Origin of the sequence: Streptomyces sp. NPDC052773, from assembly GCF_044547145.1 — a bacterium.
Taxonomy (GTDB): Bacteria; Actinomycetota; Actinomycetes; order Streptomycetales; family Streptomycetaceae; genus Streptomyces.
Map to the genome: position 1 here is coordinate 97,562 of NZ_JBITZX010000008.1, position 23,705 is coordinate 121,266.

The following is a 23,705-nucleotide window of genomic DNA, read 5'->3' on the forward strand; positions in this document are numbered from 1 at the left end:
TGAGCGCCGTAGGTTCAAACCATGACGACGAACGCGACGAACGCGACGCAGACGGACCCCACCGGCACCACGACCCTTCCGGCCCCCGGGCCCCTGCCCCTGCCGGTGCCTGGGAGCCGCGCCCGCCTCGACTTCGCCCGGTCCGCCCCGAAGGCGTTCCGCGCCCTCGTCGGCTTCGACGCCGCCGCCCGCGCGGGGCTCGATCCGGCCCTGGTCGAACTCATCCAGATCCGCGCCTCCCACCTCAACCACTGCGCGTACTGCCTCCACATGCACACCGGCGACGCACGCCGGGCCGGGGAGAGCGAGGAGCGGCTGCACATGGTCGCCGTGTGGCGCGAGGCCCGGCACTTCTTCACCGAGCGCGAGCGGGCCGCCCTCGCCCTGACGGAGGCCGTCACCCTCGTCGCCGACCACGGCGTCCCCGACGAGGTCTACGCCGAGGCCGCCGCCCACTTCGACGAGGAGGAACTGGCCCAGGTGCTCGCGCTCATCCTCACCATCAACACCTGGAACCGGGTCGCCCTGGCCACGGCCAAGGTGGCGGGGACGGACGAGCGGGGTCGTCGCTGAGAGGTGTGCGGGGCGAGTGGCCCGGCTCGCCCCTTCCTGGGTGGGCGGCGGGCACTGCTGGCTGGTTGGCCGGTCGGCTGGGCGGCCGGACCAGCCGGGGCAGGAGCCCTCCCTGGCTGGCTGCGCCCTCTTCGTCTCGCCACAGCCAGCCTCCTCGGCCGGCCGTCCGGCTCCCGACCGGCCCCCGCCCCGGCGCCCCAGGGCACGCGTGCCGCTTCACCGCCCCGCCCGCGCCCGGCTAAACGCCCATCGGCCGGTCGTACGGCCCGATCGGTGCCGGCAGGCGGGTGCCGCCCGTCAGGTAGCGGTCGACGGCCGCGGCCACCGCTCGCCCCTCCGCGATCGCCCACACGATCAGCGACTGCCCCCGCGCGGCGTCCCCCGCCGCGAACACCCCGGGGACGTTGGTCGCGAAGCCGGCATCGCGTGCGATGGTGCCGCGCGGGTCGAGGGTCAGCCCCAGCTGATCGACGATCCCGTCCTCCCGATCCGGACCCAGGAAGCCGAGGGCGAGCAGCACCAGGTCGGCGGGGAGCGACCGGACGGTCCCGGGCAGCGGGCGGCGCCGCGCGTCCACCTCGACGAGGTGCAGGGCGCGCACCCGCCCGTCCGCGTCGCCCGTGAGGCGCAGCGTCGATGCCGCGAACAGCCGGGCGTCGGCGTCGGCGGCCGGTGCCGTCCGCAGCGTTCCGGCCTCCTCGTGCGCGGCGGACAGCCGGTAGATCCGCGGGTACGTCGGCCAGGGCTCGGCGTCCTCGTCGCGCTCGGTGCCCGGCTGGGCGTAGATGTCCAGCTGGGTCACGGACGCGGCGCCCTCCCGCACGGCGGTGCCCAGACAGTCGGCCCCCGTGTCCCCGCCGCCGACGATCACCACGTGCTTCCCGGCGGCGGACAGCGGGGACCTCTCCAGGTCGCCCTCGCACACCCGGTTGGCCAGCGGCAGATACTCCATCGCCTGGTGCACCCCGGCCAGCTCCCGCCCCGGCACCGGCAGTTCCCGCCACGCCGTGGCCCCCGTGGCGATGACCACCGCGTCGTAGCGGGTCCGCAGCTCTGCCGCGTCGACGTCCCGCCCGACCGCCGTCGAGGTGCGGAACTTCGTCCCCTCGGCCCGCATCTGCTCCAGCCGCCGCTCCAGATGGTGCTTCTCCATCTTGAACTCGGGAATGCCGTACCGCATCAACCCGCCCAGCCGGTCGTCCCTCTCGTACACCGCGACCGTGTGCCCCGCACGGGTGAGCTGCTGGGCGGCGGCCAGCCCGGTCGGGCCCGAGCCGATCACCGCGACCGTCCGCCCGGACAGCCGGTCCGGCGGGCGCGGCGGCGTGAACCCCTCCTCCCAGGCGCGGTCGGCGATCGCGCACTCCACGTTCTTGATGGTCACGGCAGGCTGGTTGATCGCGAGCACGCACCCCGCCTCGCACGGCGCCGGACACAACCGGCCCGTGAACTCGGGGAAGTTGTTCGTGGCGTGCAGCCGGTCCGCCGCCGCCCGCCAGTCGTCCCGGGCGACCAGGTCGTTCCACTCGGGGATCAGATTCCCCAGCGGACAGGCGTGGTGGCAGAACGGGACACCGCAGTCCATGCAGCGGTCGGCCTGCCGGCCGATGATGGGCAGCAGCGCGCCCGGGACGTACACCTCGTTCCAGTCCCGCACCCGTTCCCCGACCGGTCGGCGGGGCCACTCCTGGCGGGGCGTGGTCATGAATCCCTTGGGATCGGCCATGGCCGGCTCCCCAGCTTCCCGGCGTACGTTCCTCGCGCACGCGTGCGACGGCCGTGCGTCCTCACCGGCACTCTTTCGGACACGATACGTCCCCTTTGCCGCCCGTGCAGAGGGCCCGGAGAGCGCTTCCCCGCCGGCTCTCCCGGAAACCTCCCGCAACGTCGCGTGCGTCAGGTCAGCGCGAGGACGTAGGCCAGCGCGGCGGCGGCCGAGGCGACCGCGCGGACGTGGTTCCACGCCGTCCACTCCCGCACGTACGACGACCAGTACGCCGCCGCCTCCGCCGCACCCGGCTCCAGCCGCCCCAGCGCCTCGTTGCGCGGCACGTTGGCCACCACGGTGACCCCGAACGAGCCGACCAGGAACAACGCGCTGCCCACCAGCAGCTCCACCGCGCCCCCGTCCGGCCACAGCACGAACGTCACCACCGCGATCACCGCGCACAGCACCGCCGAGCCGAGGAAGACGGCCATGAAGGCCGGCCGCACCGCCGCCACGTTGACCGCCCGCATCGCGGCGACCCCCTGCGCGGGCGGCAACGCGGCCAGTCCCGGCATCACGAACGTGGAGAAGGCACAGAAGACACCGGCCACCAGTCCGGTGCCGAGCACCCCCAGCACCGTCAGCACGAAGTACGGTCCGTCGATCATGTCGCCCTCATCTCGCCGCCGGTCCGCGCCTGAGCTGCCCCTGCTTCCGCTGCTTCCGCTTCCGCCTGTTCGCCCAGTCAAGCCCGATCCCGGTCTCCGGGCCATGGCCGACTGCCGCACGTCCATAAGCGAGCGTCCAGCGTCCCTCTCCGGGGGCGCCCCCGCCCCCCGCCCCCCCACCCCCCGCCCCCGCCCCGCCCTCCCCGCTGCCGCGTCACCCGGCCGATTCGATCTCCGCCTCCCGCCACGCCCGCAGCACCGTCTCCACGGCGGGCGCGATCCGCTGCCGCGCCTCGTGCCGGGGCACCCCGCTCATCAGGAGCCGGTCGTACGGCGTGTCCACGTGCCGTACGGAGGCCACGACCGCCGAGACGACCGCCCCCTCGGACAACGCCCGCCCCGCCGCGCTACGGCCCACCCGCCCGCTGCCCCGCACCGACGCGTGCGTGGCGATCTCCCGTGCCCGCTCGGCCGGGCACCCGGGGAACAGCCGCCGGATCTCCCCGGCGAAGGCCTCGGCGAACAGCGCGTCCTGCTCCGCCCGCCGCCGCGCGTCCCGCATCCGCCGCCGGCGCCGTACCTCCGCATCCGCCAGACACCGCCGCTCGGCGCGGGCGAGCCCCGCCGCCTCCACCAGGACGCCCTGCCGCTCGTAGCGCCCCTTGCGCCGGTTGAACCGCACGACCACCACCGACAACCCGCTCTCCTCCCGCGCCCGGCGGGTCAGCGCCGTGTCGCCGCGCGGCAGGAACACCAGATGCCCGAGGTCGGCGCAGTCCAGACAGCGCGGCACCCCGTCCTCCAGGACAAGCATCGACAACGGTCCGCGCCGGCACGCGGCGCACCGCTTGCGCCTGAGCGGCTGCACGGCAAGAAGTCCCGCACGGGCCGGGGAAGTTGCTGATACGGCCATACCCGGTTCATGCCCCCAGCCCTCTGGGATCTACCCGGGAGGGGTGCCGGCGCGCCGGGACGGGCCAGACCCTGGCCTGTGCCGATGCTCCGCGGGACGCATCCCGACTACTCGCTGTCGCATCATGGGCGGTGTGCGACTCGAACCGATCACCTGGGACCGCCTCGGCGATCTGCTCGCCGACCGGCTGCTCGACCTGAAGCCGGGCGACGGCGGTGCCTGGCCACGCGTCGCCTTCGACGGCTCCCCGGCGGCCCGGCCCGGGGACCTCGCCGAGCGGGTCCACGAGGCGCTGCGCCTGCGCGGCCGGCCCTCCCTGGTCGTGAGCACGGAGGGCTTTCTGCGCCCCGCCTCGCTCCGGCTCGAGCACGGCCGCCGGGATGTGGACACCTATTACGACGGCTGGTTCGACACCGGAGCCCTGTGGCGCGAGGTCTTCGGACCCCTGGAGCCCGGCGGCGACGGCCGTGTCCTGCCCGACCTGTGGGACCCGGTCACCGACCGCGCCACCCGCAGCCCCTACGTCCGACTCCCGCCCGGCGGCGTGCTGTTGCTGCACGGGCCCCTCCTCCTACGGCACTGGTTCCCCTTCGATCTGACCGTTCATCTCCTCCTCTCGCCGGGCGCCCTGCGCCGCCGCACCCCCGAGGCCGACCACTGGACCCTCCCCGCCTTCGCGCGCTACGAGGAGGAGACCGATCCGGCCGGTACGGCCGACGTGCTGGTGCGCACGGACGATCCGCGCCGCCCGGCGTGGCGGGGCTGAACGGCGAGGCCTCGGCCCGGCCGGGTCCCGCTCCGGGTGCGGGTGCGGGAAGGCGCGACCAGAATGAAGGGCGCCGGGACTAGCGGTGCCTCCTGCGCCGCGCCGGCCGTCCGGCACCGGGAGGTACTCCATGACCACTGCCGGAGACATCATGCACCGCGGTGCACAGTGGATCCCCGCCCACGAGACCCTGGACCGCGCCGCCCAGCTGATGCGCGAACTCGGCGTCGGCGCCCTGCCCATCAGCGACCAGAACGAACGGCTCTGCGGCATCCTCACCGACCGCGACATCGTCGTCGGCTGTGTGGCGATGGGCCGCGACCCGGCGAGGGTCACCGCGGGTGAGATGGCCCAGGGCACACCGCGCTGGATCGACGCGAGCGCCGACATCAGCGAGGTGCTCCGGGAGATGGAGGACCACCAGATCCGCCGACTGCCCGTCATCCAGAACAAGCGCCTCGTCGGCATGATCAGCGAGGCCGATCTGGTCCGCCATCTTTCAGAGGACCAGATCGCGGAGTGGGCCGAGCGGGTCTACGCGATGAGCTGACGCCAGGCCCGCTGGCGCCCCGCGCCGGCGGGCCCCGCCACCGCTGCCCCGCCGCCTCGGCGACACCGGCTCCGCCTTCCGGCGTCCTACGTCCCACGTCCGCGCTCAGAGCCAGCCGTTGCGCCGGAAGCCGCGGTACAGCGTCAGGCACGCCAGCGCTATGACCCCGATGACCATGCCGTAGCCGTACCGCCAGTGCAGTTCCGGCATGTGGTCGAAGTTCATGCCGTACATCCCGCACACCATCGTCGGCACGGCGACGATCGCGGCCCACGCCGTGATCTTCCGCATGTCCTCGTTCTGGGCGACCGTGACCTGGGCGAGGTGTGCCTGCAGGATCGAGTTGAGCAGTTCGTCGAACGCGGCGATCTGCTCGGCGGCGCGCAGCTGGTGGTCGGAGACGTCGCGGAAGTACGCCTGTATCTCTGGGTCCACCACCCGTATCGGCAGGCCGGCGAGGTCCAGCAGCGGCCGGCCCAGCGGGACCACGGCCCGCTTCAGCTCCAGCAGCTCCCGCTTGAGCTGGTAGATGCGACCGGGGTCGGCCCGCGCGCCGTGCTCGGCGAAGACGTCCGTCTCGACCTGGTCGATGTCCTCCTGCACCGCCTCGACGACACTGAGATAGTCGTCGACGACGTTGTCCGCGATGGCGTGCAGCACCGCCGAGGGGCCCTTGGCGAGCTGGTCGGGCCTGGATTCCAGGTCCTCGCGCAGCGGGCCCAGCGAGCCGTGCCGGCCGTGGCGCACGGTGATCACGAAGTCCTCGCCGACGAACACCATGATCTCGCCGGTGTCCACGACCTCGCTGGTGGCCGTCAGCTCCTCGTGCTCCACGTAGCAGACCGTCTTGAACACGGCGAACAGCGTCTCGCCGTACCGCTCCACCTTCGGGCGCTGATGCGCCTCGATCGCGTCCTCCACCGCGAGCGGATGCAGGTCGAACAGCTCGGCGACGCCCGCGAACTCCTGATCCGTCGGCTCGTGCAGGCCGAGCCAGACGAAACCGTGTCCGCTCTTGCGCACCCGCCGCACGGCGTCGTCCAGGTCGCCGCCGAGAGGCACTCGGGCGCCCTTGTCGTACGCCACGCAGTTGACGACGGAGGAACCCAGCGGGGAGCGGGCCGGGTGGCTCAGGTCGACGCGCGGGCGCCGACGGGCCAGCCGTGCCACTCTGCGGAGGCCGCCGACCCGGCCGAGACTCGTCACCTTCCGCAGATTCCCTGCCATGGACATCTGGATCTCCTTGCATGGACCCTCGCGTCGCGTTTCCGCGCCTGTCGCGCCAGTCTGCCAGGGTGGCGCACAGGTCGGGGGAGCCTGGGGAAGGCGCAGGTTCCGCTTTGTTCCCGCCTGTGGACAACGGGACTTCGCATGCCGCGGCAGCGGACTCCACTCGCCACCGGAGCGTCGTCCGCTCCCGGCAAGTCAGACAAATGGGATGATCGCGGCATGACGCTAACCGACGGGAATATGCTCCCTCACGAGCAGACCGGGGCGACAGAGCGCTCCGCCGCGCTCGCCGCCCTGTTCGATCCCACGACCTTCCGGCACCTCGAAGGGTTCGGCATCGGGCCCGGATGGCGTTGCTGGGAGGTGGGCGCGGGCGGCACGACCGTCGTCTCCTGGCTGGCCAAAAGGGTCGGCCCGACCGGCAGGGTCGTCGCGACCGACGTCGACACCTCCTGGGCCGCCGGGGCCGCCCGTCCGCCGGTGGAGGTGCGCGTCCACGACGTGAGTGCCGAGGCGCCGCCGGGGGAGGGGTTCGACCTCGTCCACGCCCGGCTGGTGCTCGCTCAGGTGCCCGACTGCGCAAGGGCCTTGCGGTCGATGGCCAAGGCCCTGCGCCCCGGCGGACGGCTCCTGGTCGAGGACATCGACCTGGCCCTGCAACCGCTGGTCTGCCCTGACGAGCACGGCCCGGCGCAGCAACTGGCGAACCGGCTGCGGCAGGCGCTGCGCCAGCTCCTCGCCGGCCGCGGAGCCGACCTGGCCTTCGGGCGCGCGCTCCCGCGGCTGCTCCGCGCGGCCGGGCTGCACCGGGTCGAGGCCGACGCGTATTTCCCCGTCACCGCACCGGCCGGCGCCGCGCTGGAGTCCACGACGATCCGTCAGATCCGCGACGACCTGATCTCCGCCGGCCTCGCCACCGCCCAGGAGATCGACCGTCACCTCGTGAACATCGCCTCCGGCACGCTGGACCTGGCCGGACCGCCGATGATCTCGGCGTGGGGCCGCAGGGCGTAAGGGGCGGGGCCTCCCGTTCCCGGGCACGACGCCCAGCGAGCCGCGCCCGGGCCACACGAGCCGCACCCCGGCCATACGAGCCGCACCCGGCCATACGAGCCGCACCCGGGCCACGCGAACGGCACCCGGGCCCACGCGAACCGCGCCCGGGCCCACCCAAACCAATCACCGGGCCCACCCGAACCACACACCGGCCCCGCGCCCGCGCGAACCCCGCCCCTCCCCTCACACCCCCTCGGCCTCCACCGGCGGCCGACCCCCCACCCGCTCCACCGCCCGCGCCCCCGCCGCGCAGCCCGCCCGTGCCGCCTCCTCCGGCTCCGCGCCCGCGAGCAGCGCCGCCAGGAACGCGCCGGTGAACGCGTCACCCGCGCCCGTCGTGTCCCGAGGCGTCGCGGGGACCGCGGGGATCCGGGCGGTCACCGCGCCGGACCGCGCCACCAGCGCGCCCTCGGCGCCCTGCTTGACCACCACCAGCGGCACGCGCCGGCTCAGTTCGGCCGCGGCGGTGGCCGCGTCGCGCGACCCGGTGAGCAGACAGGCCTCGTCACGGCTGGGCAGCAGTACGTCCACGCCGTCGACGAGCGTCAGGAAACGGCCGGCGCCCAGCTCCTCGAGGAAGCCGGCCGACGCCGGATCGAGGCTCACCGGCACGCCCCGCGCGCGTGCCGCCGCCAGGGCCGTCGCCACCAGGGCCCGGCTCGGCTCGGAGAACAGCAGATAGCCCGACAGGTGCAGACGTACGACACCGTCGAGCAGCATGTCCGACCAGTCACCGGGATCCAGCCGCAGGGAGGCCCCGCTGTCGGTGAGGAAGGTCCGCTCGGCCGCGGCGTCCGTGTCGACGAGGCAGATCACCGTCCCCGTGGGCGCCTCCGGGTCGACGACCAGCCGCGCGGACACCCCGCAGGCCCTCAGCTCCCGCTCGTGCCAGGCGACCGAGTCCGCCCCCACGCGGCCCAGCAGCCGCACCTCTGCGCTCCCCGAAAAGGCCGCCCAGCAGGCCACGTTGGCGCCTGCCCCGCCGGGCACGGTGCGCACCACGGCCGCCGTGTCCGTGCCGGGCGCCAAGGGGCCGCTGTGCCGGGCGACGACATCGGTGATCACGTCCCCGACGACCAGCAGCGCTCTCGCTCCGGGGGACTCTGCCCCCGCCGTACCCTCCGCCCCCGTCACGCCCCGGCCCAGGCCGCCGCGATCCGTGCCGCCAGCCGTACGTTGCCCCGCACGGCCGCGAGATTGGCGCTCAGCGAGGCGCCGTCCGTGTGCCGCACCAGGTAGTCGAGCAAGAACGGCGTGACCGCCTGACCGTTGATCCCTTCCTCCTCGCAGGCGCGCAGCGCGTCGGCGAGCACACGCGCGTGCAGCTCCGGATCCAACTGCTCGTCCTCCGGCACCGGATTGGCCACGATCAGCGCCGACTCCGGCAACCCGAGCGCGTCCTGAGCCCGCATCACGCGCGCCACCTGCTCCGGGCCGTCCAGCCTCCAGTCGACCGGATGCCCCGAGTCCGACAGATAGAAGCCGGGGAACCGGTCCGTGCCGTAGCCGGCCACCGCCACGCCCAGCGTCTCCAGCCGCTGCAACGTCGCCGGCACGTCCAGGATCGACTTCACCCCCGCGCACACCACCGTGATCCGGGTGCGCGCCAGCAGGCCGAGGTCGGCCGACTCGTCCTGCGTCACCGTCCACTGCCGGTGCACCCCGCCGAGGCCGCCGGTGGCGAACACCCGGATACCGGCCAGGGCCGCGAGCAGCGCGGTCGCGGAGACCGTCGTCGCGCCGCTCGCCCCCGAGGCCGCGGCGAGCGCCAGATCGCGGTGGCCCAGCTTGCGGATGCCGTCCTCGTTGGCGATCCGCTCCACCTGTTCCTTGTCCAGGCCGACGTGCGGCCGCCCGTCCAGGACGGCGACGGTCGCCGGTACGGCACCCTCCTGCCGTACCGCCTCCTCCAGTTCCAGCGCCACCCGCAGATTGCGGGGGCGCGGCAGCCCGTGGGCGATGATCGTGGACTCCAGGGCCACCACGGGGCGGTGCGTGGCGACCGCCTCCCGCACCTCTTCCGACACCACCAGTTCCGGCACCACCAGCGTCACGCGACTGCCTCCTGTCCGTCGGTCCTCCCTCATCTCTGGCGGGCGGCGCACCCCCTCAAACGCTTGCGGCCCGCGGGGGACACCACCAGCCTGGGCGCATGACCGAAAACTCGACACGTCTCGACCATGTCGTCCTGTGGGTGCGCGACCCGGTCGCCTCGGCGACGTTCTACGAGACGGCGGTGGGCCTCACACCGCTCCGGCTCACCGACTTCGTCGCGGGCCAGGTCTCCTTCCCCTCCGTCCGGGTGAACGAGGAGACGATCCTCGACCTGGCCCCGCTGACCATGGCGGAGAGCATGACCATGCTCCCCGGCGCCCCCGAGAGCGCCGGCCACCCGGTCAACCACGTCTGCCTGTCGCTGTCGTCGGAGGCCTTCGACGCCCTCCGCGCGCGGCTGCACGCACACGAGGTGCCCGTGTCGGAGATCTCCCACGACTCCTACGGCGCACGCGGCCTGGCCAGGCGCAGCTTCTACTTCCGTGACCCCGACGGCAACGTCTTCGAAGTCCGCCACTACGCCTGAGCCGCCCCGGCGGACCGGGCGGGCAGGCCCCCTCAGAACAGCGGCTCGGGCAGCACGCCCTCCAGTGCCAGCAGCTTCCGCTTGGTCTCCAGGCCCCCGCCGAACCCGCCGATCCCGCCGTCGCTCTCGACAACCCGGTGGCAGGGCACGACGACCGGCAGCGGATTGGCGCCCATCGCGGCGCCCACCGCCTGGGCGGCGCCGGGCTGGCCGACCCGATCCGCCAGATCGCCGTAGCCCACGACCGAGCCGTACGGGACTCCGGAGGCCAGTTCGCGCAGCACCTGACGGTTGAAGCCGGAGATCAGCGACCAGTCCAGCGGCAGGTCGAAGGCGTGCCGGGCACCCCGGAAGTACGCGTCGACCTGGCGTATCGCCTCGGCCAGGAGCGGGGAGCCGGGGGCGTGGACGGGCTCGGTGCCCAGCCGGGACGCGAGCCGGTCCAGCGCCTTGTCGCGCACGGCGTTCGTGGCGTGGAACACCACGTTGACCAGGCCGTCGCGGGTCGCGGCCAGCAGCAGCGGGCCGATGCCGGTGCCGACCACGGCCCACACCACACCCACGTCCTGCCGTCCGTCCCGCTCATCGCTGTTCATGCGACCCACCGTACGGCCCGCCACTGACAACGCCCGCCCGCCGATCCGCCGTCACGCCCGAGCCACCTCCCGCGTCACTCCCCGTCCAGGGCCTCCCGCACCACGTCGGGCCGGTTGGTGATGATGCCGTCCACCCCGTACGCGGCGACCGTCCGCGCGGTGTCCGCGGAGTCCACCGTCCAGGTGGACACCTGGAGCGCCCGGCCGTGCGCCCCGGTGAAGGCGTGCACCGAGAAGACGTAACCGGTGGACAGGGCGCTGTACGGCGGGTTGATCTGGTCCACGAACCTCGCGTACGTCGGAAGCTCCGCGGTGGGCGGCGCCCCGAGGAACCCGGTCCGTACGGCGGGACGCAGCTCGTGGACGGTCCGCATGCTGTCCGCGCTGAAGCTCTGCACGACCAGGCGGCCCGTCACATGGCCCCGGTCGAGCCAGCCCTCGTTGGCCAGGACCTTGAGCGTGTCCCGCTCGATGCCCGGGTACAGCTCCGGCTTCTTGATCTCCAGGAGCAGCTTCTGGTGGTGGGACTCGACGCGGCGCAGATACTGCTCGAGCGTCGGCACGCGCGCGCCCGCGTACGCGGGGCCGAACCAGCTCCCCGCGTCCAGGCGGGCGATCTCGGCGGCGGTGAAGTCCTTCACCTTCCAGGGAGCCCGGTCGGGGAAGACCGTCTCGACGTCGGTGGTGCGCTGCAGACTGTCGTCGTGGATCACCACCAGTTCGCCGTCCCGGGTGCGCTGGACGTCGTTCTCGACCCACTCGACACCCAGCTCGGCCGCCTTGTCGACGGCGGCCAGGGTGTTCTCCGGCGCGAGACCGGAGGCGCCCCGGTGGGCGATGACGGCGGGCCGCGGCGCGGCGGCCTCGGCCCGGGAGTGGGGGACCGGGAACAGCAGCGCGGCGGTCCCCAGGAGCGCGGTGGTCGTGGCGGTGGCTGCGCGCGGGTGCATGCGTACTCCTCGCGTCGAGCGGTCACGGACAGCACAACTGTGACAGCAGAGGGTCAACGCGAGGCGGGTGCGGGATGGCCGGGGATTGAATGGTGTTGTCGAACGCCCGTCACCTGGGCCGCACAAGTGGGGCGAGGCCGTGTTTCTTTGCCGGAAAGTCGTTCGACCATTCCGGTGGGAGTCATACTCTCTGCCTCGACCCTGACCGCTTGGGCGGTTCTGGGAGGGGGTGCATTCAGGGCATTCCGGGATGGAAGAGGGCGGAAGGGCAGCCGCGCATGCAAGGCACGGTCGACGGATTCAGCTACGGCCTCGTCACCCCGCTGGTGGCCTATCTCATGGCCTGCCTCGGCGGTGCCCTCGGCCTGCGCTGCACCACCAGGTCCATGCTCGTGGCCGGGTCCTGGCGCCCCGGCTGGCTCGCCCTGGGCTCGGCGGCCATCGGCTCCGGCATCTGGACCATGCACTTCATCGCGATGATGGGGTTCACGGTCAAGGAGGCGCCGATCCACTACGACAAGCCGACGACGTACGCCAGCCTGGGCGTCGCCATCGTCATGGTCGGCATCGGGATCTTCATCGTGGGCTATCGCGGCGCCACCGGGACCGCCCTGTTCACCGGCGGCACCATCACCGGCCTGGGCATCGCGTCGATGCACTACCTGGGCATGGCCGGAATGCGGCTGAACGGACAGCTGGAGTACAACACCCTCACCGTCGCCGCCTCCGTCGTCATAGCGATGGCCGCCGCCACCGCCGCCCTCTGGGCGGCCGGCCAGGTCAGGGGGTTCCTGTGGAGCATCGGCGCCAGCCTCGTCATGGGCCTCGCGGTCAGCGGCATGCACTACACCGGCATGGCCGCGCTCAGCGTCCACCTGCACGGCACCGCCGAACCCACGGCGGGCGACTCGCCCGCCGCCCTGCTCGCCCCCATGCTGATCGGCCCGCTGGCCTTCCTCTGCCTCGCCGGCGTCGTCGTGCTGTTCGACCCGCTGATGGTCATGGGCAAGCCCGACTGGCCCCGCCCGGAGAACAAGCCCGGCGTCCCCGCGCACGTCCCCGTCCACCACCAGGGCACCCGCTTCCCGCCGAGCGCCCGCCGCCGCCCGGCCGGCCGCCGCGCCCGCACCCCGCAGAGCCGCTGAGCCGCATCCGGGCTGAGCCGCCGGGCCGCGGACCCGCTGGGCCGGTGAGTCGGGAAACCGCTGATCAGAGCCGGTTGTCAGTGGAGGGTCGTACGGTGGATGACATGCGGCCCGTTTCCCAGATCGAACGTACGGTGGCGCCCTTCGAGGTCGTCAGCCCCTACCAGCCGAGCGGCGACCAGCCCGCGGCCATCGAAGAGCTCGCCCGGCGCATCGAAGCCGGCGAGAAGGACGTCGTCCTGCTCGGCGCGACCGGCACCGGCAAGTCCGCCACCACCGCGTGGATGATCGAGAAGCTCCAGCGCCCCACCCTGGTCATGGCGCCGAACAAGACGCTGGCCGCCCAGCTGGCGAACGAGTTCCGCGAGCTGCTGCCGAACAACGCCGTCGAGTACTTCGTCTCGTACTACGACTACTACCAGCCCGAGGCCTACGTCCCCCAGTCGGACACCTACATCGAGAAGGACTCCTCGATCAACGAGGAGGTCGAACGGCTGCGCCACTCCGCGACCAACTCGCTGCTCACCCGCCGCGACGTCGTCGTGGTCGCCTCCGTGTCCTGCATCTACGGCCTCGGCACGCCCCAGGAGTACGTGGACCGCATGGTCCCCCTGCGGGTCGGCGAGGAGATCGACCGGGACGAGCTGCTGCGCCGCTTCGTGGACATCCAGTACACGCGCAACGACATGGCCTTCACCCGGGGCACCTTCCGGGTCCGCGGCGACACCATCGAGATCTTCCCGGTCTACGAGGAGCTGGCCGTCCGCATCGAGATGTTCGGCGACGAGATCGAGGCCCTGTCCACGCTCCACCCGATCACCGGCGAGATCGTCAGCGACGACCAGCAGCTCTACGTCTTCCCGGCCTCCCACTACGTCGCCGGCCCCGAGCGCATGGAACGGGCGATCAACGACATCGAGAAGGAGCTGGCCGAGCGCCTGGCCGAGCTGGAGAAGCAGGGCAAGCTCCTGGAGGCCCAGCGGCTGCGCATGCGCACCACCTACGACCTGGAGATGCTGCGCCAGATCGGCACCTGCTCCGGCGTCGAGAACTACTCGATGCACTTCGACGGCCGTTCGCCCGGCTCCCCGCCCAACACCCTGCTCGACTACTTCCCCGAGGACTTCCTCCTCGTCATCGACGAGTCACATGTCACCGTGCCGCAGATCGGCGCCATGTACGAGGGCGACGCCTCCCGCAAGCGCACCCTCGTCGACCACGGCTTCCGGCTGCCCTCCGCCCTGGACAACCGCCCCCTGAAGTGGGAGGAGTTCCAGGAGCGCATCGGCCAGACCGTCTACCTGTCCGCGACCCCGGGCACCTACGAGCTGTCCCGCGCGGACGGCGTCGTCGAGCAGATCATCCGCCCGACCGGTCTCGTCGACCCCGAGGTCGTCGTCAAGCCCACCGAGGGCCAGATCGACGACCTGGTGCACGAGATCCGCACCCGCGTGGAGCGGGACGAACGCGTCCTGGTCACCACCCTGACCAAGAAGATGGCCGAGGACCTGACCGAGTACTTCCTGGAGCTCGGCATCCACGTCCGGTACCTGCACAGCGACGTCGACACCCTGCGCCGCGTCGAGCTGCTGCGCGAACTGCGCGCGGGCGAGTACGACGTCCTGGTCGGCATCAACCTGCTGCGCGAGGGCCTGGACCTGCCCGAGGTGTCCCTGGTGGCCATCCTCGACGCCGACAAGGAGGGCTTCCTGCGCTCAGGCACCTCCCTGATCCAGACCATCGGCCGCGCGGCGCGCAATGTCTCCGGCCAGGTCCACATGTACGCCGACAAGATCACCCCGGCGATGGAGAGGGCCATCGACGAGACCAACCGCCGCCGGGAGAAGCAGATCGCGTACAACAAGGCGAACGGCATCGACCCGCAGCCGCTGCGCAAGAAGATCAACGACATCGTCGCGCAGATCGCCCGCGAGGAGGTCGACACCGAGCAGCTGCTCGGCAGCGGCTACCGGGCCAAGAAGGACGGCCGCGGCACCAAGGCCCCGGTGCCCTCGCTCGCCGAGCACTCCACCAAGGGCGCGAAGGCAGGCAAGGCCAAGGCCGCCAAGGGCAAGGCCAAGGCGACCGTGCCGACGGACCGTCCGGCCGCCGAACTCGCCGAGCAGATCGAGGAGCTGACCGCCCGCATGCGGGCCGCCGCCGCGGACCTCCAGTTCGAGATCGCGGCCCGGCTGCGCGACGAGGTCTCCGAGATGAAGAAGGAACTGCGCCAGATGAAGGAGGCGGGCCTGTCCTGACGGCCCGACGGGCGCCGGTCGCCGTGCTGTTCGGGACGAGCAGCCGGCCGACCCCACCGGGAACCGGCGCCCCCGCAGCCCCGCCGGCCCCGCCACCGGCTGCGCTGTGTTGCAAGACCGACACAAAGTCCCGGCCGGGGTACGGCACTGTCAGTGCCCCTGCGTAGGGTTCAGGTCAACCGCGGCATCGCGGCAACAGGGGACTGCTCGAGAGGGGAATCTGCGCGTGACCGTCAACATGACCAAGGGTCAGGCCATCAGTCTGCAGAAGAACGACGGCGGCAGCCTGACCGCGGTGCGCATGGGTCTCGGCTGGCAGGCGGCCCCGCGGCGTGGCCTGTTCGGCTCGCGCACCCGCGAGATCGACCTCGACGCCTCCGCCGTGCTGTTCGCGGACAAGCAGCCGGTCGACGTCGTCTTCTTCCGCCACCTGGTGAGCGACGACGGCTCCGTGCGCCACACCGGCGACAACCTCGTCGGCGGTGTCGGCCAGGGCGGCGACGACGAGGCGATCCTCGTCGACCTGCAGCGTCTGCCGGTCCACATCGACCAGATCGTCTTCACCGTGAACTCCTTCACGGGCCAGACGTTCCAGGAGGTGCAGAACGCGTTCTGCCGCCTGGTCGACGAGACCAACGGCGAGGAGCTGGCCCGCTACACCCTCGCAGGCGGCGGCGCCTACACCGCCCAGATCATGGCGAAGGTCCACCGCGCGGGCACCGGCTGGTCGATGACCGCCCTGGGCACCCCGGCCAACGGCCGCACCTTCCAGGACCTGATGCCGTCCATCCTGCCGCTGCTCTGACGCGGCCCGGCGAGCGGCACACCACACACCTACACAGCGACAGCAGGGGGACGAAGGCGATGACGGCCGAGCTGGTGAGGGGACAGAACCACCCGCTCTCCCAGGCCCGTCTCGAGATCAGGGTCTCGGCCGCCACGCCGATCGTGGCCGCGGCGACACTCGGCGACGAGAACGGCAAGGTCCACGGCGCGGAGGGGGTCGTCCACCCGGGCGCCCCCACCCTGCCCGGCCTGGAGGTCTCCCGGCAGGCCGCCGCCGCCCACCGGCTCGCGGTCGACCTCGACGCCATGCCGGACGCCGTGCACCGGATCAACGTGCTGCTCGCCCTGCCCGCCGGCACCCCGGGCGGCCCCGGCCGCTTCGGTGCCGTCGCCGCCCCCTTCGTCGCCGTCACCGGTCTCGACGGCACGGAGATCGCCACGTTCACCCTCACCGGCCTGGAGGCCGAGACGGCCGTCGTCGCCCTGGAGCTCTACCGCCGGCAGGGCGCGTGGAAGGTGCGCGCCGTCGGCCAGGGCTACGCGGGCGGCCTCGCCGCGCTCTTCGCCGACCAGAGCCTGCCCAAGGCCCACCGGCTCGCCGCCGCCATCGACGAGGCGGTGGCGCTGGGCGCGGCCCGCTCGATCGCCGCACCCCCGCCGCGTACGGCGGACTCCGACCGCACCCGGCAGACCCCCGCCCCCGCCCTCGGCCCCGACCCGAGCGGATCGCCCTACGGCACGCAGAGCGCCCAGGGCACCACCGGCCCCCTGCCCGGCCCCGCCGCCAACCCGGCACCGGCCGACCCGTCCGGCCTCCCCCAGCCGGCCGCGCCTACTAACGGACCCACGACCGGGTCCACCGCCGCCGGATCCACCGGCCCCACCACCGGCGGCCCGATCGACTACCACCACCCGCGTCGGCGGAACACCACCCCGCCGCCGCTCCCGCCGGCCGCGCCCCCGGCGGCACCCGGGCAGCCCGCGCGTCCCGTCGCGGGCGACGCGACCGGCTGGACGATGGACGAGCGGCTCTACAACCAGGTCTGGGGCATGTTCGAGGACCTGGCCCGCACCACGGCCGCCTACCGCAGCGCCGTCGACTTCGCCGACTCGCGCATGGAGAAGGAGCTGGAACAGGTCCTCTCCGACCCGCGCAGCAGGATCGGCGGTCAGGCCGACGCCGCCCGCGAGGCGGCGCGCGCCAAGCACGCCCAGCTCGTCGACCAGGCCCGCCAGGCCCTCGACCGGGACGTCGCCCAGCTCACCGCCGAGGCGGCCGTGGTCGAACCCGCCCTGCCACCGGCGTACGCCCGCTGGGACAACCCGGTCTGGCACGGGTACCGGGTGCCCATGGAACTGCCGATGGCCCTGCGCCTCGGCGACCTGCACCTGTCCGAGTGCGCCCAGCTGCGCATACCCATGCTGGTCCGGCTGCCGCTGGAGCGCGGTCTGTGGATCGACAGCGGCCGGACGGGCTCGCTGGACGGCTCGTTCGCCGACAGCCACGAGACGCGCCGCCTGGCGATGGAGTCGGCGGTCGCGCACGTGGCCCGGCTGCTCGCCGTCCACCCGGCGGGCGAGTTCACCGTGTACGTCATCGACCCGGCCGGGACCGGCGCCCAGGCGCTGGCGCCGCTGGTGCAGACCGGGGTGCTCGCGGCACCGCCCGCCCTGGGCGCCGCCGGTGTGGCGGAGGTCCTGGCCAAGCTGACCCAGCGCGTCGACCTGGTGCAGATGGCGGTCCGCGGCGGCGCCGCCGACGCGCTCCCGCCGGGCCTCGACACCGCCCAGCACCTCCTGGTCGTCAACGACTTCCCGCACGGCTTCGACGACCGGGCCGTCACCCAGCTCCGCTACCTCGCGGACGAGGGCCCCGCCGTCGGCGTCCACCTCATGATGGTCGCGGACCGCGAGGACGCAGCGGGGTACGGCCCGCTGCTCGACCCGCTGTGGCGTTCGCTGCTGCGCCTGACCCCGGTCCCGGACGACCACCTGGCCGACCCGTGGGTCGGGCACGCCTGGACGTACGAGCCGTCACTGGTGCCGCCCGGCAGCCAGGTGCTCCAGCAGGTGCTCACCCAGGTCGCGGCGGCCCGCCGCGCCTGGCGCCGCTGACCGGCACCAGCCATCGCCACCCATCACCGGACCAAGCGCCGGTAAAGCGCTCTGACCAGCAGGCTTGGCCCTTCTTTTACTAACCACTTTACCTTTCCTTGGTGATTGGGTAGTCTTATCCGCACGGAGGGGAGTACTCCCTGTCTGCTGCGGCGTCCCCGTCAATACGGATCCGGCCGGATCCCGGGGCGTCGGCCCTTCACCGGGTGGAAGAGACCTCCGGCAGCGCGACGACGCTGACTGTTCTGTTCGCCGTTACGTACTGCCGGAGGCGCAGTGGAAGTTTCCATGACCCTGTGGGTCCTGACGGTCGTGGGCCTCGCCGCCCTGATCGCGGTCGATTTCTTCATCGGCCGAAAGCCCCATGACGTATCCATCAAGGAAGCCGGGATCTGGACCGTCGTCTGGATCGTCCTGGCCGGTCTGTTCGGCGTCGGCCTGCTCGTCTTCGGCGGCGGCCAGCCCGCCGGCGAGTTCTTCGCGGGCTTCATCACCGAGAAGTCGCTGAGCGTCGACAACCTCTTCGTCTTCGTCCTGATCATGGCGAAGTTCGCGGTCCCGTCGCAGTACCAGCAGCGGGTGCTGCTCGTCGGCGTCCTCATAGCCCTGGTGCTGCGCGCGATCTTCATCGCCGCCGGCGCCGCGATCATCGCCAGCTTCTCGTGGGTGTTCTACCTCTTCGGCGCCTTCCTGATCTGGACCGCCTGGAAGCTCATCCAGGAGGCTCGGGCCGACGAGGAGGACGAGGAGTACGAGGAGAACAAGCTCCTCAAGGCCGCCGAGCGCCGCTTCGGCGTCGCGGACCGGTACCACGGCACCAAGCTGTGGATCCAGCAGAACGGCAAGCGGGTCATGACCCCGATGCTGGTCGTGATGCTCGCCATCGGTACCACCGACGTGCTGTTCGCCCTGGACTCCATCCCCGCGATCTTCGGCCTCACGCAGGACCCGTACATCGTCTTCACCGCCAACGCCTTCGCCCTGATGGGTCTGCGGCAGCTGTACTTCCTCATCGGTGGCCTGCTGAAGAAGCTGGTCCACCTGTCGTACGGCCTGTCGATCATCCTGGGCTTCATCGGCGTGAAGCTGGTGCTGCACGCCCTGCACGAGTCCGGCGTCCACGTCCCGGAGATCAGCATCCCGGTCTCGCTCGGCGTCATCTGCGCCGTCTTGATCGTCACCACGATCACCAGCCTGATGGCCTCCAAGAAGCAGGCTGCCGCCGAGGCGGCGCAGGCGGAGGGCACGCAGGCCCCGAAGGACAGCATCGACGCCTGACCGCGTCGGTCACCTCAGCGCACCCGGCACCGGGAGCGGCGCGGCGCCTCGCCGACCGTCGCTCCCGGTGCCGCGTTTTGCCCACGGGGTGCCGAGGCACCCAACGGAAGCCGACCGCCCTGGGGTGACCCCCGCCAGTCCGCCGGCCCAGCTCCGAGAGCCCCGAGACGCCGAGACCGCGAGACCCAGAGACCTCTGAGACCCCCGAGCCACCGAGCCCTGAGGAGAGCGACCGGCACGAGCGACGACGACGCGACCGAGCGACGAGCACCGAACGCGAGGAGGAGATGTGGCAACCGGCCGCAAAGACCACCCGACCAGCGCCGGCGGAACCGTCCAGCGGCCCGCGGACCGGAACGCGAGGCCCGGTCCCGACCGGAACGCCAGGCCCCGGACCGACCGGAATGCGAAGCCCCGGCCCGTCTGCGACGATCGCCGCATGATCGCTCGGCTCAGGTCGCTCACGAACCAGTGGACGTCCCTCGTGCCGGTGCTCGGGGCGATCCTGCTGATCTTCACCTGGGGGCGTGATCTGCCCGGCCCGCTCGTGGCACTGGTGACCTTGGTGCTGGCCGGCGCGGTGCTCGCCGCGGTGCACCACGCGGAGGTGGTCGCCCACCGGGTCGGCGAGCCCTTCGGCTCACTGGTCCTCGCGGTCGCCGTCACCGTCATCGAGGTCGCCCTGATCGTGACCCTGATGGCCGACGGCGGCGACAAGGGCTCCACGCTCGCGCGGGACACCGTCTTCGCCGCCGTGATGATCACCTGCAACGGTGTCGTCGGCCTCACCCTCCTGGTCGCCTCCCTGCGCCATGGCACGGCCGTCTTCAACCCGGAGGGCACCGGCGCGGCCCTCGCCACGGTCGCCACCCTGGCCACGCTCAGCCTGGTGCTGCCGACGTTCACCACCAGCAAGCCGGGCCCGGAGTTCTCCGGGGTGCAGCTCACGTTCGCGGCGATCTCGTCACTCGTCCTGTACGGCCTGTTCGTGGCGACCCAGACGGTCAGACACCGTGACTACTTCCTGCCCGTCACCCGGCAGGGCGAGGTGATAAGCGAGGACCACCATGCCGACGCGCCGTCCGCGCGCACCGCCTGGATCAGCCTGGGACTGCTTGCCCTCGCCCTGATCGGCGTGGTCGGCCTGGCCAAGGGCGTGTCGCCGACCATCGAGTCCGGCGTGGCGGCGGCCGGGCTGCCGCATGCCGTCGTGGGCGTCATCATCGCCCTGCTGGTGCTGCTCCCCGAGACCATCGCCGCGCTGCGCTCCGCCCGCCGCGACCGGGTGCAGACCAGCCTCAACCTGGCCCTCGGCTCCGCCATGGCCAGCATCGGCCTGACCATCCCCGCCGTCGCCCTGGCCTCCGTCTGGCTGTCCGGCCCCCTCGTCCTCGGCCTCGGCTCCACCCACATGGTGCTGCTCGCCCTGACGGTCGTCGTGGCCTCGCTGACGGTCGTGCCCGGCCGCGCCACCCCCCTCCAGGGCGGCGTCCACCTGGTGATCTTCGCGGCGTATCTGGAGCTGGCGATCAATCCATGACCGGCTCCGGCTTCGCCACCGCCCCCGGTACGGGCCGGGTCTCCGGCAGCAGCGCGAAGCAGGCCAGGCTGAGCAGGGCGATCCCGGTCAGATACGCCCCCACACCCCACGGCACCCGGCCGCCCTGCTCGGCCAGCGCGGTCGCCGCGATCGGGGTGAGCGCACCGCCGACCACCCCGCCGAGGTTGTAGCCGACGGCGGCGCCGGTGCAGCGCACCCGCGGCTCGTACAGCTCGGGCAGATAGGCGGCGACCACCGCGAACATCGTGATGAACGCGAGCATCGCCCCCAGGAACCCGGCGAACATCAGCAGCGGCTCACCGGTCGCGAGCAGCCCGACCAGCGGGAACATCCACACCGCGGCGGCGGCGCAGCCGAGCAGGCACATCGGCCGCCGCCCGTACCGGTCGCCGAGCACCGCCGCCACCGGGGTGAGCGCGCCCTTCACCACCACCGCGGCCAGGACACAGGTCAGCATGACGCTGCGGCTCAGCCCCAGCCGCTCCGTGGCGTAGGCGAGGGACCAGGTGGTGACGGCGTAGAAGACCGCGTAACCGACGGCCAGCGCGCCGGCGGTCAGCAGGACCAGCCGCCAATGGTCGCGCACCACCTCGGCGAGCGGCACGCGCGCGGGCTCCTCGATCTCCAGGAAACGAGGGCTCTCGGCCAGCGACGAGCGCAGCCACAGGCCCACCGCGGCGAGCACCCCGGCCGCCCAGAACGGCACCCGCCACCCCCACTGGGCGAACTGCGCCTCGGTGAGGGTCGCCGACAGCGTCAGCATCGAGCCGTTGGCGAGCAGAAAGCCCACCGAGGGGCCGACCTGCGGGAAGCTCGACCACAGGGCGCGCCGTTCCGGGGGCGCGTGCTCGACGGTCAGCAGCACGGCCCCGCCCCACTCCCCGCCGAGCCCCAGCCCTTGCAGGAAGCGCAGGGTGACGAGCAGCAGGGGAGCGGCGACCCCGATCGCGTCGTACGTCGGCAGACAGCCGACCGCGACCGTCGAGGCGCCCGTCAGCAGCAGCGAGACGACGAGGACCGGCCGGCGTCCGTGCCGGTCCCCGATGTGCCCGAACAGCACCGAGCCCAGAGGGCGGGCCACGAATCCCACGCCGAACGTCGCGAACGCGGCCAGGGTGCCCGCAAGCGGGGAGACGGTCGGAAAGAACAGCGGTCCCAGGACCAGCGCCGCCGCGGTCCCGTAGACGAAGAAGTCGTAGAACTCGATGGCGGTCCCGGCCAGGGCGGCCATCGCGAGCCGCAGCATGGAGGGCGCCCTTACGGTGCGTACGTCGTGCATGGACCGTCAACTACCCACAGTGACGGGGAGTTACGGGGGCGCGTGGAGGTGGCCGGTCGTCGTCAGTACGTGACCGTAATGCGCCGGGCCGGGCCGTCTACGCGGATCGTGCCGCCGTAGGGGATCACCACCTGGGGGTCGGTGTGCCCGCACTCCACGTCGAAGACGATGGGGGTGTCGGGGGCGTACATACGCATCGCGCGCAGGACGGCCTCGCGCTGGTCGGCGGCGTAACGGGCCGCCTCCTCCGGGCTGTTGGGGTGGATGAAGGACCAGGTCTTCGCGCGGGCCATCAGCAGGGCGGAGAACTGCCGCAGCAGGCCGCGCTCGCCCATGTTGCGCAGGGTGCGGAAGACCTCATCGGCGCTCGGCAGCTCCTCGGAGGTCTCCAGGAACAGCACGTCGCCGGCGTACTCCGCCGGGTCGCGGGCGATCTCGCGGTCGGCCATCAGCAGCCAGCCGAGGATCTCCAGGTTGCCGCCCCAGCCGCGGCCCTCGACGACACGGTCGGCGTTCACCCAGGTCCAGCCCTCGGAGGGCCGGGTCCGCGGCTGCGTCTCGAAGGTCGCCGGGTCCGCCCAGTCGCGGTCGACGTCGTTCCAGCGCTCGGCGGGGCGCAGCTCGTACGGGCCGGACGTGAACAGCGCCGCACGCAGCGAGTCGGCCGTCCGCGGGTCCATGGCGCCGGGCCGGCCCAGCTCGACCATCACGCTCGCGCCGTGGTAGCCGACGATGCCGGTGTTGCGCAGATACGCCAGCAGGTTGGTGTTGTCGCTCGTCCCGAAGAACGGCTTCGGGTTCGCCCGGATCAACTCCCCGTCCAGGTACGGCAGCACGGTGATCTGGTCGTCGCCGCCGATGGAGGCGATCACCGCCTTGACGTCCGGGTCGGCGAAGGCGGCGTGGACGTCGGCGGCCCGCTCCCGCGGCGTCGAGCCCATCTTCCGGGTCGCCGGGTACTCCACCGGCTCCAGGCCGTACTCGGTGCGCAGCCGCTCCAGGCCCAGCTCGAAGGGGCGCGGGTAGAGGCCGGGCAGGCCGCTGGACGGCGAGATGACGGCTATGCGGTCGCCGGGGGACGGTTTGGGCGGGTACAGGGGTGTGATCACGATCGGCAGGGTAGGGCCGTCCGGGCCGCCCACGCACCGTGATAAACCGGGTGCGAGCAGCGGTCCCGCCGGACCGCGACCCCCGAACGGACCGGAGGAACAGTGCCCCGCACCCTGGCCAACGCCCCGATCATGATTCTCAACGGCCCCAACCTGAACCTCCTCGGGCAGCGCCAGCCGGAGATCTACGGCTCCGAGACGCTCGCCGACGTCGAGGCGCTGTGCGCCAAGGCGGCGGCCGCGCACGGCGGCACGGTGGACCTGCGCCAGTCCAACCACGAGGGACAGCTCGTCGACTGGATCCACGAGGCGCGCGAGAACCACTGCGCGATCGTCATCAACCCCGGCGCCTACACGCACACCTCCGTCGCGCTGTTCGACGCACTGAGCACCTGTGACGGCATGCCGGTGGTGGAGGTCCACATCTCCAACATCCACAAGCGGGAGTCGTTCCGGCACGTCTCCTACGTCTCGCTGCGCGCCGACGGTGTCATCGCCGGGTGTGGCATCCAGGGCTACGTCTTCGGCGTGGAGCGCGTCGCCGCGCTGCTCGGGGCGGCGCGCGCGGAGGCGTAGGCGCTTC

22 protein-coding genes are annotated in these 23,705 nt (G+C 72.5%); 12 read left to right on the forward strand and 10 right to left on the reverse strand.

The genetic code is table 11. From position 1 onward, the window contains the following. Positions 1-21: 21 nt before the first annotated feature. Entirely contained in the window at positions 22-573 is a 552-nt protein-coding gene (locus ACIG0D_RS19395) for a carboxymuconolactone decarboxylase family protein (protein WP_399802170.1), read from the forward strand. Between the two features lie 238 nt (positions 574-811). Here ACIG0D_RS19395 and ACIG0D_RS19400 read toward each other — a convergent pair whose 3' ends face one another. The 3 genes from ACIG0D_RS19400 to ACIG0D_RS19410 all read right to left on the reverse strand — a co-directional run bounded on the left by ACIG0D_RS19400 (position 812) and on the right by ACIG0D_RS19410 (position 3,862). After that, positions 812-2,299, reverse strand: coding sequence for a glutamate synthase subunit beta (locus ACIG0D_RS19400; protein ID WP_399802173.1), 1,488 nt, complete (start codon positions 2,297-2,299; stop codon positions 812-814). Positions 2,300-2,469: 170 nt separating this feature from the next. Next, on the reverse strand, positions 2,470-2,949 hold the full coding sequence (locus ACIG0D_RS19405; protein WP_399802175.1) for a DUF1772 domain-containing protein: 480 nt from the start codon (positions 2,947-2,949) through the stop codon (positions 2,470-2,472). 214 nt (positions 2,950-3,163) lie between these two features. Beyond that, a complete protein-coding gene (locus tag ACIG0D_RS19410) occupies positions 3,164-3,862 on the reverse strand; it encodes a DUF2293 domain-containing protein (RefSeq protein WP_399802177.1) in 699 nt (232 codons plus the stop codon). A gap of 124 nt (positions 3,863-3,986) precedes the next feature. Between ACIG0D_RS19410 and ACIG0D_RS19415 the strand changes: the two genes are divergently transcribed. Then, complete coding sequence (locus ACIG0D_RS19415; RefSeq protein ID WP_399802180.1) at positions 3,987-4,628, forward strand: uridine kinase; 642 nt, start codon at positions 3,987-3,989, stop codon at positions 4,626-4,628. Between the two features lie 130 nt (positions 4,629-4,758). Beyond that, positions 4,759-5,178 (forward strand): CBS domain-containing protein, encoded by a 420-nt coding sequence (locus ACIG0D_RS19420; RefSeq protein WP_399802183.1) that lies wholly within the window; start codon positions 4,759-4,761, stop codon positions 5,176-5,178. A 105-nt stretch (positions 5,179-5,283) separates the two neighbouring features. On the opposite strand, the gene ACIG0D_RS19425 is transcribed toward ACIG0D_RS19420, so the two are convergent. Then, entirely contained in the window at positions 5,284-6,411 is a 1,128-nt protein-coding gene (locus tag ACIG0D_RS19425; RefSeq protein ID WP_399802185.1) for a magnesium and cobalt transport protein CorA, read from the reverse strand. A 216-nt stretch (positions 6,412-6,627) separates the two neighbouring features. On the opposite strand from ACIG0D_RS19425, the gene ACIG0D_RS19430 reads away from it, so the two are divergent. Next, positions 6,628-7,422, forward strand: a complete 795-nt coding sequence (locus ACIG0D_RS19430) for a methyltransferase domain-containing protein (RefSeq protein ID WP_399802187.1) — start codon at positions 6,628-6,630, stop codon at positions 7,420-7,422. A 225-nt stretch (positions 7,423-7,647) separates the two neighbouring features. On the opposite strand, the gene ACIG0D_RS19435 is transcribed toward ACIG0D_RS19430, so the two are convergent. After that, positions 7,648-8,610: a carbohydrate kinase family protein gene (locus tag ACIG0D_RS19435; RefSeq protein ID WP_399802734.1), complete on the reverse strand. Its 963-nt coding sequence runs from the start codon at positions 8,608-8,610 to the stop codon at positions 7,648-7,650. Then, positions 8,595-9,509 carry a pseudouridine-5'-phosphate glycosidase gene (locus ACIG0D_RS19440; protein ID WP_399802736.1) on the reverse strand — a complete coding sequence of 305 codons (915 nt, stop codon included), beginning with the start codon at positions 9,507-9,509 and terminating at the stop codon, positions 8,595-8,597. The genes ACIG0D_RS19435 and ACIG0D_RS19440 overlap by 16 nt, the downstream gene beginning before the upstream one ends. A gap of 107 nt (positions 9,510-9,616) precedes the next feature. Here ACIG0D_RS19440 and ACIG0D_RS19445 point away from each other — a divergent pair, with 107 nt between their 5' ends. Next, a complete protein-coding gene (locus tag ACIG0D_RS19445; RefSeq protein ID WP_399802190.1) occupies positions 9,617-10,045 on the forward strand; it encodes a VOC family protein in 429 nt (142 codons plus the stop codon). 32 nt (positions 10,046-10,077) lie between these two features. On the opposite strand, the gene ACIG0D_RS19450 is transcribed toward ACIG0D_RS19445, so the two are convergent. Beyond that, positions 10,078-10,641 (reverse strand): methylated-DNA--[protein]-cysteine S-methyltransferase, encoded by a 564-nt coding sequence (locus tag ACIG0D_RS19450; RefSeq protein WP_399802192.1) that lies wholly within the window; start codon positions 10,639-10,641, stop codon positions 10,078-10,080. 74 nt (positions 10,642-10,715) lie between these two features. Beyond that, positions 10,716-11,591, reverse strand: a complete 876-nt coding sequence (locus ACIG0D_RS19455; RefSeq protein WP_399802194.1) for a glycerophosphodiester phosphodiesterase — start codon at positions 11,589-11,591, stop codon at positions 10,716-10,718. A gap of 278 nt (positions 11,592-11,869) precedes the next feature. On the opposite strand from ACIG0D_RS19455, the gene ACIG0D_RS19460 reads away from it, so the two are divergent. The 6 genes from ACIG0D_RS19460 to ACIG0D_RS19485 all read left to right on the forward strand — a co-directional run bounded on the left by ACIG0D_RS19460 (position 11,870) and on the right by ACIG0D_RS19485 (position 20,713). Next, positions 11,870-12,736, forward strand: coding sequence for an MHYT domain-containing protein (locus ACIG0D_RS19460; protein WP_365765651.1), 867 nt, complete (start codon positions 11,870-11,872; stop codon positions 12,734-12,736). Positions 12,737-12,840: 104 nt separating this feature from the next. Then, positions 12,841-14,994, forward strand: a complete 2,154-nt coding sequence (gene uvrB, locus ACIG0D_RS19465; RefSeq protein ID WP_399802196.1) for an excinuclease ABC subunit UvrB — start codon at positions 12,841-12,843, stop codon at positions 14,992-14,994. Between the two features lie 226 nt (positions 14,995-15,220). Then, positions 15,221-15,799, forward strand: a complete 579-nt coding sequence (locus ACIG0D_RS19470) for a TerD family protein (RefSeq protein WP_399802198.1) — start codon at positions 15,221-15,223, stop codon at positions 15,797-15,799. Positions 15,800-15,858: 59 nt separating this feature from the next. Then, positions 15,859-17,895, forward strand: a complete 2,037-nt coding sequence (locus ACIG0D_RS19475) for a TerD family protein (RefSeq protein WP_399802200.1) — start codon at positions 15,859-15,861, stop codon at positions 17,893-17,895. Between the two features lie 288 nt (positions 17,896-18,183). Then, the gene (locus ACIG0D_RS19480; protein ID WP_399802203.1) at positions 18,184-19,173 is read left to right on the forward strand and encodes a TerC/Alx family metal homeostasis membrane protein; all 990 of its coding nucleotides are present in this window, start codon (positions 18,184-18,186) and stop codon (positions 19,171-19,173) included. A gap of 439 nt (positions 19,174-19,612) precedes the next feature. Further along, on the forward strand, positions 19,613-20,713 hold the full coding sequence (locus tag ACIG0D_RS19485; protein ID WP_399802206.1) for a calcium:proton antiporter: 1,101 nt from the start codon (positions 19,613-19,615) through the stop codon (positions 20,711-20,713). Here ACIG0D_RS19485 and ACIG0D_RS19490 read toward each other — a convergent pair. Beyond that, the gene (locus ACIG0D_RS19490) at positions 20,703-22,013 is read right to left on the reverse strand and encodes an MFS transporter (protein WP_399802208.1); all 1,311 of its coding nucleotides are present in this window, start codon (positions 22,011-22,013) and stop codon (positions 20,703-20,705) included. The two genes, ACIG0D_RS19485 and ACIG0D_RS19490, sit on opposite strands and share 11 nt — an antisense overlap. A gap of 62 nt (positions 22,014-22,075) precedes the next feature. After that, positions 22,076-23,122: a S66 peptidase family protein gene (locus tag ACIG0D_RS19495; protein WP_399802211.1), complete on the reverse strand. Its 1,047-nt coding sequence runs from the start codon at positions 23,120-23,122 to the stop codon at positions 22,076-22,078. Between the two features lie 102 nt (positions 23,123-23,224). On the opposite strand from ACIG0D_RS19495, the gene aroQ reads away from it, so the two are divergent. Next, positions 23,225-23,698 (forward strand): type II 3-dehydroquinate dehydratase, encoded by a 474-nt coding sequence (aroQ, locus tag ACIG0D_RS19500; protein WP_399802213.1) that lies wholly within the window; start codon positions 23,225-23,227, stop codon positions 23,696-23,698. The last annotated feature ends 7 nt before the right edge of the window (positions 23,699-23,705 follow it).

Coding starts and splice junctions, on each gene's coding strand:
- ACIG0D_RS19425 (WP_399802185.1), bottom strand. CDS start 6,411: ATGTCCATGGCAGGGAATCTGCGGAAGGTGACGAGTCTCGGCCGGGTC.
- ACIG0D_RS19395 (WP_399802170.1), top strand. CDS start 22: ATGACGACGAACGCGACGAACGCGACGCAGACGGACCCCACCGGCACC.
- ACIG0D_RS19475 (WP_399802200.1), top strand. CDS start 15,859: ATGACGGCCGAGCTGGTGAGGGGACAGAACCACCCGCTCTCCCAGGCC.
- ACIG0D_RS19450 (WP_399802192.1), bottom strand. CDS start 10,641: ATGAACAGCGATGAGCGGGACGGACGGCAGGACGTGGGTGTGGTGTGG.
- ACIG0D_RS19490 (WP_399802208.1), bottom strand. CDS start 22,013: ATGCACGACGTACGCACCGTAAGGGCGCCCTCCATGCTGCGGCTCGCG.
- ACIG0D_RS19460 (WP_365765651.1), top strand. CDS start 11,870: ATGCAAGGCACGGTCGACGGATTCAGCTACGGCCTCGTCACCCCGCTG.
- ACIG0D_RS19415 (WP_399802180.1), top strand. CDS start 3,987: ATGGGCGGTGTGCGACTCGAACCGATCACCTGGGACCGCCTCGGCGAT.
- ACIG0D_RS19405 (WP_399802175.1), bottom strand. CDS start 2,949: ATGATCGACGGACCGTACTTCGTGCTGACGGTGCTGGGGGTGCTCGGC.
- ACIG0D_RS19445 (WP_399802190.1), top strand. CDS start 9,617: ATGACCGAAAACTCGACACGTCTCGACCATGTCGTCCTGTGGGTGCGC.
- ACIG0D_RS19480 (WP_399802203.1), top strand. CDS start 18,184: ATGACCCTGTGGGTCCTGACGGTCGTGGGCCTCGCCGCCCTGATCGCG.
- ACIG0D_RS19410 (WP_399802177.1), bottom strand. CDS start 3,862: ATGGCCGTATCAGCAACTTCCCCGGCCCGTGCGGGACTTCTTGCCGTG.
- ACIG0D_RS19420 (WP_399802183.1), top strand. CDS start 4,759: ATGACCACTGCCGGAGACATCATGCACCGCGGTGCACAGTGGATCCCC.
- ACIG0D_RS19430 (WP_399802187.1), top strand. CDS start 6,628: ATGACGCTAACCGACGGGAATATGCTCCCTCACGAGCAGACCGGGGCG.
- uvrB (WP_399802196.1), top strand. CDS start 12,841: ATGCGGCCCGTTTCCCAGATCGAACGTACGGTGGCGCCCTTCGAGGTC.
- ACIG0D_RS19400 (WP_399802173.1), bottom strand. CDS start 2,299: ATGGCCGATCCCAAGGGATTCATGACCACGCCCCGCCAGGAGTGGCCC.
- ACIG0D_RS19485 (WP_399802206.1), top strand. CDS start 19,613: ATGATCGCTCGGCTCAGGTCGCTCACGAACCAGTGGACGTCCCTCGTG.
- ACIG0D_RS19455 (WP_399802194.1), bottom strand. CDS start 11,591: ATGCACCCGCGCGCAGCCACCGCCACGACCACCGCGCTCCTGGGGACC.